General features: G+C 52.8%; 10 protein-coding genes. All 10 read right to left on the reverse strand.

The annotated features are described in order from the left end of the window. Positions 1-45: 45 nt before the first annotated feature. A complete protein-coding gene (locus ACEQ15_RS15110) occupies positions 46-828 on the reverse strand; it encodes a TatD family hydrolase (protein WP_370280056.1) in 783 nt (260 codons plus the stop codon). A gap of 23 nt (positions 829-851) precedes the next feature. Continuing rightward, positions 852-1,208 carry a PilZ domain-containing protein gene (locus ACEQ15_RS15115; protein ID WP_370280065.1) on the reverse strand — a complete coding sequence of 119 codons (357 nt, stop codon included), beginning with the start codon at positions 1,206-1,208 and terminating at the stop codon, positions 852-854. Between the two features lie 6 nt (positions 1,209-1,214). Then, positions 1,215-2,204: a DNA polymerase III subunit delta' gene (locus ACEQ15_RS15120; protein ID WP_370280057.1), complete on the reverse strand. Its 990-nt coding sequence runs from the start codon at positions 2,202-2,204 to the stop codon at positions 1,215-1,217. Then, positions 2,197-2,841 carry a dTMP kinase gene (gene tmk / locus ACEQ15_RS15125; protein ID WP_370280058.1) on the reverse strand — a complete coding sequence of 215 codons (645 nt, stop codon included), beginning with the start codon at positions 2,839-2,841 and terminating at the stop codon, positions 2,197-2,199. The genes ACEQ15_RS15120 and tmk overlap by 8 nt, the downstream gene beginning before the upstream one ends. A 3-nt stretch (positions 2,842-2,844) precedes the next feature. Beyond that, entirely contained in the window at positions 2,845-3,870 is a 1,026-nt protein-coding gene (gene mltG / locus ACEQ15_RS15130) for an endolytic transglycosylase MltG (protein WP_370280059.1), read from the reverse strand. Next, a complete protein-coding gene (gene pabC / locus ACEQ15_RS15135; protein WP_370280060.1) occupies positions 3,867-4,685 on the reverse strand; it encodes an aminodeoxychorismate lyase in 819 nt (272 codons plus the stop codon). Before pabC ends, mltG begins: the two co-directional genes overlap by 4 nt. A gap of 153 nt (positions 4,686-4,838) precedes the next feature. Beyond that, positions 4,839-6,077, reverse strand: a complete 1,239-nt coding sequence (gene fabF / locus ACEQ15_RS15140) for a beta-ketoacyl-ACP synthase II (protein WP_370280062.1) — start codon at positions 6,075-6,077, stop codon at positions 4,839-4,841. A 91-nt stretch (positions 6,078-6,168) separates the two neighbouring features. After that, complete coding sequence (acpP, locus tag ACEQ15_RS15145) at positions 6,169-6,402, reverse strand: acyl carrier protein (RefSeq protein WP_282355327.1); 234 nt, start codon at positions 6,400-6,402, stop codon at positions 6,169-6,171. Positions 6,403-6,564: 162 nt separating this feature from the next. Continuing rightward, positions 6,565-7,308, reverse strand: coding sequence for a 3-oxoacyl-ACP reductase FabG (gene fabG, locus ACEQ15_RS15150; protein ID WP_370280063.1), 744 nt, complete (start codon positions 7,306-7,308; stop codon positions 6,565-6,567). A 23-nt stretch (positions 7,309-7,331) separates the two neighbouring features. Then, the coding region (gene fabD / locus ACEQ15_RS15155; RefSeq protein ID WP_370280064.1) for an ACP S-malonyltransferase at positions 7,332-8,148 on the reverse strand (817 nt) is incomplete at its 5' end.

The following is an 8,148-nucleotide window of genomic DNA, read 5'->3' on the forward strand; positions in this document are numbered from 1 at the left end:
ATGTACTCGACAGGCGGATAGTAAAACATAAGCTCCCTCCTCTACTCACACGGCCTGCGCGCGACTAAACAAACGCTGGAAGTTCACGGTGGTTTGTTCTGCCACCTCTTCTATACGCAGCCCTTTCAGGTCAGCAACACACTGCGCCACCTCAACCACATATTTCGGCTCGTTCTTCTTGCCACGATGCGGCACTGGCGCCAGGTATGGTGCATCGGTCTCAATCAGAATCCGATCCATTGGAATCGCTTTAACCACCTCACGCAGCTCCGCAGCATTTCTGAATGTCACAATGCCCGAGAAGGAGATCATGTAGTTCAGATCCAGCGCCGCCTTTGCCATCTCCAAGCTTTCGGTAAAGCAGTGCAACACACCACCCACATCCGCATTACCGTGTTCTCGGATAATCTGCAGTGTGTCTTCCCGTGCATCACGGGTATGGATAATGGTCGGCAGACCGGTGTCAGACGATGCCTGCAGGTGGTTACGGAAACTTTCCTGCTGAACCTCAACCGTGTCCTGCTGGTAGTAGTAATCCAGCCCGGTTTCACCGATGGCGACGACACGCGGCAACTGCGCCGCTTCGACCAACGCTTCAACGCTGACAACCTGACCGTCAGTATTCAGTGGATGTACACCAACGGAAGCAAAGATGTGCTCATACGGTTTGATCTGGTCATACATGGAGCGAAACTGCTCCATCTCAATAGAGACACAAAGCATCTGCTGAACCTGACGGGCCTGTGCTGCATCCAGCATGGCTTCGAAATTACCTTCATAGGGGGAGAGGTCCAGCCTGTCGAGGTGACAGTGGGAATCGATAAACATAATAGAACTACGTGTACGTGTTATTAGAGGGCGTTTGTGCGGCGCTCGGAGTTCAGCGCACCCGCCAGATGGTTTTCAATGGTGTTGACCAGCGTGGAGTCTTCGGCGGAGAGCTGGATACCAATACCCGGTACGCGGCCGCCCTGAGCACCTTTTGGTGTTACCCAGATCACTTTGCCGGTGACCGGAATCTTGTCAGTCTCTCCCATCAGCTCCAGCAACATAAACACCTCTTCACCGAGGTGATAATTGCGCTGTGTCGGCACAAACAGGCCGCCATGCTTGATATAAGGCATGTATGCTTTGTAGAGATCTTCCTTGTTCTCGATGACAAGCGAAAGGATACCGTGACTGAGACGCGGGACCACTGACATTTCTATACTCCGTTACCGTGCTATCGCCGACCAGGCCAGCAGAATACGCTCGAGCAGCATCTGCTTATTCGTGTTTTGCCTTAGTATAAGGCTTTTACGCTCTTCCTGAACCAGATTTGCCAACTCGAACACTTTTGCCGGATTGGTTTTGCGGCTCACCGCCACCAACATGTTGTGCGCATCTTCCTGTTTCAGTGCCTCACTGTCGGTCGCCTTGGCACGCGAGATATCAACCAACATGCTGTACAACCAGCCAAGCATCAACTCCAGATCCGCTTTCTGCCAGGCCTGCGCCACTTCAACAACAGTACGGCGTTGTTTGAGCACGTCCGCCAGACCTTTGACAAGCTGGCTGCGCCACTCCGCCTGGTCCGATTCACTGTAATTAAGCGTTGCCATCGGGGCACCGTTGTTGATCCGCAGCATGCGCCGGGCTTCATCGGTATCCAGACTCAACGCCTGCGCAACAAAGTCCGTGGCTACCTGCTCGCTTGGCAGCGGGCATTCAACACGCTGACAACGGCTTTTGATGGTTGGCATTACCTGCCCTAAACGATCGGTGATCAGCATCAGGACCGTATCCTGCCCCGGCTCCTCCAGCATCTTCAGCAGGGCGTTGGCCGCAGCAATGTTCATCGCATCCGCGGGGTTGATGATCACCACACGGTAACCGCCTTGTTGCGCGGTACTGCAGATAAAATCAGTTAGCTGACGAATCTGGTCAACCTTGATCGGTTTGCCGACATCGTCCGGCTCAAGCAGATAGAGATCTGGGTGTCCGTCTACGTTGTTCAGCTCACAAGCCTTACAACTGCCACATGGCTGGTCACCCTGCGGGTTTTGACACAGCAGGTAGTGAGCGAACGCAGTGGCGAAGTTGGCTTTACCGATACCCTGGACACCATGCACAATCAGCGCGTGCGGCAAACGCTGGGTGCGATGCAATTCACACAGGTGAGACCAGCGCTCAGCCAGCCACGGAAAGACCTCAGCCTTAGCCATCGTGCTGCTCCACAAAACGATTGACCGCCTGAGCGATCTGGCGCTGAACTGCATCCAGTTCTACAGAGGCATCAACAACCGCAAAACGTAAAGGGTCATTCGCAGCTCGCTTCAGGTAAGCCGCGCGGACTTTCTCAAAAAAGGCCACTTTTTCCTGTTCAAAACGATCCGGTGCACTGCGTGCGCTGGCTCGCGCCAATCCGGTTTCAACATCCAGATCCAGCAGCAACGTCAGGTCAGGCTGAAGCCCTTTCTGCACCAGGTTTTCCAGCAGTGAGATACTCTCCTGGTTCACGCCACGACCACCGCCCTGGTAAGCAAAGGTGGCATCGGTAAAGCGATCGCTGATCACCCAGGCACCACGTTCCAGCGCAGGCTTGATCACGTTCTCGATATGCTGAGCACGCGCCGCAAACATCAGCAGCAACTCAGCATCTTCCGATACATTCTCTTCACGTGGCTGAAGCAGCAGGTTACGCAGCTCTTCCGCCATCGGTGTGCCACCCGGCTCTCGCGTCAGCACAATCTCAATGCCCCGCTCCTGCAGCAGTGAACACAGAAACTCGATATTGGTGGACTTACCCACCCCTTCGGTACCTTCAACGGTGACAAAGCAACCACGCTTCAGTGTATTCATCTGTTAAGGTGTCGACCGGTAATCTTTACGGCGCTGTAGCTGGTAGCGTCGCACCGCATTGTTATGTTCTTTCAGAGTATTTGAAAACTGGTGGCTGCCATCGCCTTTTGCAACAAAATAAAGCGATTTACCCGGCTTCGGATTCAAAGCAGCCAGGATCGCCTCCTCACCCACCAAGGCGATCGGTGTCGGCGGCAATCCTTTGATCACGTAAGTATTGTATGGCGTAGGTCGGCGTAGATCGGACCGACGGATATTACCTTTGTACTTATCACCCATACCATAAATTACGGTTGGATCAGTCTGCAGGCGCATTCCCATATTGAGGCGTCGCACAAATACCCCTGCTATCTCCGGACGCTCATCAGGACGTGCAGTTTCCTTCTCCACAATGGACGCCATTGTCAGCGCTTCATAAGCGCTCTTGTACGGCAGGGATTTCGGACGCTGCTCCCATGCTGCCTGCAGCTTCTGGTTCAGCATTCTCTTGGAGCGTTTGAGGATATCCAGATCCGTCGTACCACGCTCGAAGTTGTAGGTTTCCGCCAGAAACAGACCTTCCAGTGACGGATGCTCAACCTTCAATGCAGCCTTAACATCATCCACGGATCTGTCTTTAAGCGTCTGTACCAACACCGGGTCTTGCTGCAATTGTGCGAGCAGATCCTTAGCGGTGCTGCCTTCAATAATGGTGAAGCTGTACTGGATGGACTTACCGCTAACCAGCACATCAACCAGCCCTTTTGGTGTCGTACCCTGCTCGATCTTGTATTCGCCCGCTCGAATCTTCGCCGCCAGCCCACTTTGACGGCCGTAAGCTTTCATAAATAGCGGCTTATCGATTACGCCATCGGAGACCAGCGCCCCTACAACCGTGTTGTAACTGCTGCCTTTTGGCACCGCCAACACATAGTCTGCATCGACTGTTACCGGCGCGTTAAGAAACCCTTGATACTGCTGCCAGCCTACTGCCGCTGCACCCGCCGCCAATACAACGGGCAGCGATACCAACACAAGACCACGGCTCACGCCAGATACTCCTCTACAAGATACTTCCCGGCAGCTTTTGCAACCGGACCTAATGCATAATAATTCGAATCCAGCTGCTTCACCGGCCAGATATCGATAAGGCTGTTACATACGAAGATCTCATCTGCAGAGATGACATCGGCTAGCGGATACAATCCAACTTCGACTGAGTGACCGTCTGCAGAAAATTTTTCAATCAGGAAATCGCGAACAACACCCGCGACACCACATCGTTCGAGAGAAGGCGTATAAATAATCCCATCCTTCACCCAGAACAGATTGCTCATGGTACCTTCTACTACGAACCCTTCGTAGTCCAGTACAACACCTTCATTGATCGCCGGATCGGACCACTCGTTTCGCGCTAATACCTGCTCCAGACGGTTAAGGTGTTTGATACCCGCCAGTGTTGGATTCACACCCAATCGTGTATCACAAACCCTTAGGGTTATCCCCTCTTCTGCTTGATTACCATAAGCAGGCTTCGGCCCCAACATAATAACGCGGGTTGCTCCCATATCCGTAGCATAACCGTAGCCCCGACCTCCTACACCTCGCGAAAGGGTAAGCTTTAGCACTCCATCGTCCGGCAAGTTGACCTCAGCCAGATCCTCAAGCAGTTGGTCGACAACCGAAACGTCCAAGCCTAAGCGCACGGCCCCACTGCGCATCCGCGCAATGTGACGCGCCATGAATTGTGATTTTCCATGGCTGATCTGAATAGTCTCAAACAGACCATCACCATAAGCAAAACCACGGTCACGCACGTCAATCTGCGTCTGCTGCTTGCCGTTAATCCAGAGGGTTTGAGTCATCGCACTGTGGACCTTCAGATATCTGAACCTTCATATAAAGGTCAAGTTACCACCTTAAGCCTTTGAACTGAATGGAAATATTGCTGAGAGGTGATTATCAAGGAAAAGAAGCGGAAGGTATCAAACACTTCCGCTTTAACACATCTAGATGTGTCAGATATTTTTGAAGACCAACGTCCCGTTGGTACCACCAAAACCGAAGGAGTTGGAGATCGCCGCGTTCAGCGCCGCTTCCTGTGGCTGGTGCGCCACATAGTTCAGGTCACAACCTTCGGACGGGTTGTCCAGGTTGATCGTCGGCGGTGCGATCTGGTCACGCAGAGCCAGCACACAGAAGATCGCCTCTACCGCACCGGCCGCACCCAACAGATGCCCAACCATCGACTTGGTAGAGCTCATGCGAACCTGCTCGGCCGCACTCCCCAACACCTGCTTCGCAGCATTGGACTCAGCAATATCGCCCGCCGGCGTGGAGGTTCCATGCGCGTTGATGTAATGCACTTCGTCAGCATTCAACTGCGCATCACGAATCGCATTGCTCATCGACAACGCAGCGCCCTCTCCATTTTCTGGCGGCGCAGTCATGTGGAACGCGTCATCACTCATACCAAAGCCTGCAAGCTCACAATAGATCTTCGCGCCGCGTGCTTTGGCATGTTCATATTCTTCAAGGATCAGGATACCGGCACCGTCACCCAGTACAAATCCATCGCGGTCCTTATCCCATGGACGACTTGCTGCCTGCGGATCTTCGTTGCGGGTAGACAGCGCACGCGCTGCAGAGAACCCACCGATACCCAACGGCGTTGTTGCCATCTCAGAACCACCCGCCAACATCACGTCAGCATCACCATACTGAATCATGCGCATGGCCTGACCTATATTGTGGGTTCCGGTTGTACACGCAGTAGTAATTGCGATGTTCGGGCCTTTAAAGCCGTACTTAATCGCCAAGTTACCTGCGATCATATTAATAATGCTGCCAGGTACAAAAAATGGAGAGATTCGGCGTGGACCGCTTTTCTCAAGCAGATCACAGTTCTTTTCAATCATCGGCACACCACCGATACCCGAACCAATTGCGCAACCGATACGCGGCGCGTTTTCGTCGGTCACCTCCAAACCAGCATCGTTAACCGCCTGAATAGCGGCAGCCATACCGTACTGGATGAAGAGATCCATCTTACGCGCTTCCTTGGCGCTCATATATTCGCTGACATCGAAATTCTTAACCGATGCAGAGAAACGGGTTGGGAACGCAGAAGCATCAAAATGCTCGATATCCGCCGCACCGCTTTTTCCTGCCAAGATGTTTTCCCAGGTTTCCTGGACTGTCTTACCAACCGGGGTAAGCATACCCAAACCGGTAACAACCACTCGCCTGCGTGACATCATGATCCTCCCAAAATGCAACCTACAGATAAAAGAAAAGCCGCACTATACGAGATAGCTGCGGCTTTTCGGGTATTCTAGACTGTGTCGATTACTGGTTAGCGAGTACGTAATCGATTGCCAGCTGAACAGTAGTGATTTTCTCTGCTTCTTCGTCAGGGATCTCGGTTTCGAATTCCTCTTCCAGAGCCATCACCAGCTCAACAGTGTCCAGAGAGTCAGCACCCAGATCTTCTACAAATGCTGCAGAGTTTACTACTTCCTCTTCTTTAACACCCAGCTGTTCAGCGATGATTTTCTTTACGCGCTCTTCAATGTTGCTCATAGCTCTTCCTATCTTCTTATCAACACCACCACATTAATGATGTGGTACAGGATTCTAATGAAGCCGATCTGCCTGTTCAAGCAGGTCAGCGATAATTTTCATCGTTAACTGACGGCACATTATCGCCAATTGACGAAAAAAAACAATTCTTTGATGCCCCTATCAGGACATATACATGCCACCGTTGACGTGGATCGTTTCACCGGTCACATAACCGCCGCCCTGACTGGCCAGGAAGCCAACAACTGCAGCGATCTCTTCAGGCTGACCCAGACGGTTCATCGGGATCTGAGACTGAAGTTTTTCTTTGTGCTCTTCTGGCAGGCCAGAGGTCATATCAGTATCGATAAAACCAGGTGCCACGCAGTTTACAGCAATGTTGCGGGAACCAACTTCACGTGCCAGCGCACGGGTAAAGCCTTCCATGCCCGCTTTTGCAGCTGCGTAGTTCGCCTGACCTGCGTTACCCATAGAAGCAACAACGGAGCTTACGCTGATAATGCGGCCCCAACGCGCTTTGGTCATACCACGCAGACAACCTTTAACCAGACGGTATACGGAGTTCAGGTTGGTGTTCATCACCGCATCCCACTCGTCGTCTTTCATGCGCATCATGATGTTGTCGCGAGTAATACCCGCGTTGTTCACCAGAATCTCAAACGCGCCGTACTCGGACTGAACATCCTTCAGCACCGCATCTACAGACTCAGAGGAAGCCACATCCAGTACCAGACCGGTACCTTTGATGCCTGCTTCAGTCAGATATTCGGAGATAGTCGCTGCGCCGTTCTCGCTGGTGGCAGTACCTACTACAACAGCACCCTGGCGACCCAGCTCCTTAGCGATTGCCTTACCAATACCTCGGGTAGCGCCGGTAACCAGCGCAACTTTACCTTCAATGCTCATTACTAAGTTCCTTGCTCCGGAAATTACTGACCGAGGGCCTTGTCCAGACCAGCCGGTTCGTTAATAGCAACAACGCTGAGCGGCTTGTGTACTTTCTTATTCAGACCAGACAATACCTTGCCCGGACCGCATTCAACAGTAGACTCTACGCCCTGCTCAACCATTGCCTGAACACTCTTTGTCCAGAGCACTGGACTGTACAGCTGAGCCAGCAAGTTGTCTTTCAGCTGTTCAACGGACTGTGGCACAGACGCATCCACGTTCTGCATGACCGGAATAGCTGGTAGTTTAACTTCGATGTTTGCCAGTTCTACTGCCATCTTCTCGGCTGCTGGCTTCATCAGTGCACAGTGAGACGGTACGCTCACCGGCAGAGGAACAGCACGCTTAGCGCCTGCTTCCTTACATTTTTCGATCGCACGTTCTACAGCAGCTTTTTCGCCAGCGATTACGATCTGGCCCGGGCAGTTGTAGTTAACAGGAGATACTACATCGCCTTCAGCTGCAGCTTCACACGCTGCTTCGATCGCATCATCGGCCAGGCCAAGAATCGCGGCCATTGCACCGGTACCGGCCGGAACAGCCTGCTGCATAAACTCACCACGCAGCTTAACCAGCTTGACGCCATCAGCGAAGTCGATTGCACCTGCACACACCAGTGCGGTGTATTCACCCAGACTGTGACCCGCCATTACCGCCGGCTGCTCACCGCCCTTTTCCTGCCACAAACGCCACAGCGCCACACCAGAAGTCAGCAGTGCAGGCTGAGTCTTGTCAGTCTGGTTCAGATCTTCCGCTGGTCCGTTCTGAACCAGATCCCACAGATCGTAGCCCAGCACT

It is taken from the genome of Pontibacterium sp. (genome assembly GCF_964228735.1).
Lineage (GTDB): Bacteria > Pseudomonadota > Gammaproteobacteria > Pseudomonadales > Balneatricaceae > Pontibacterium.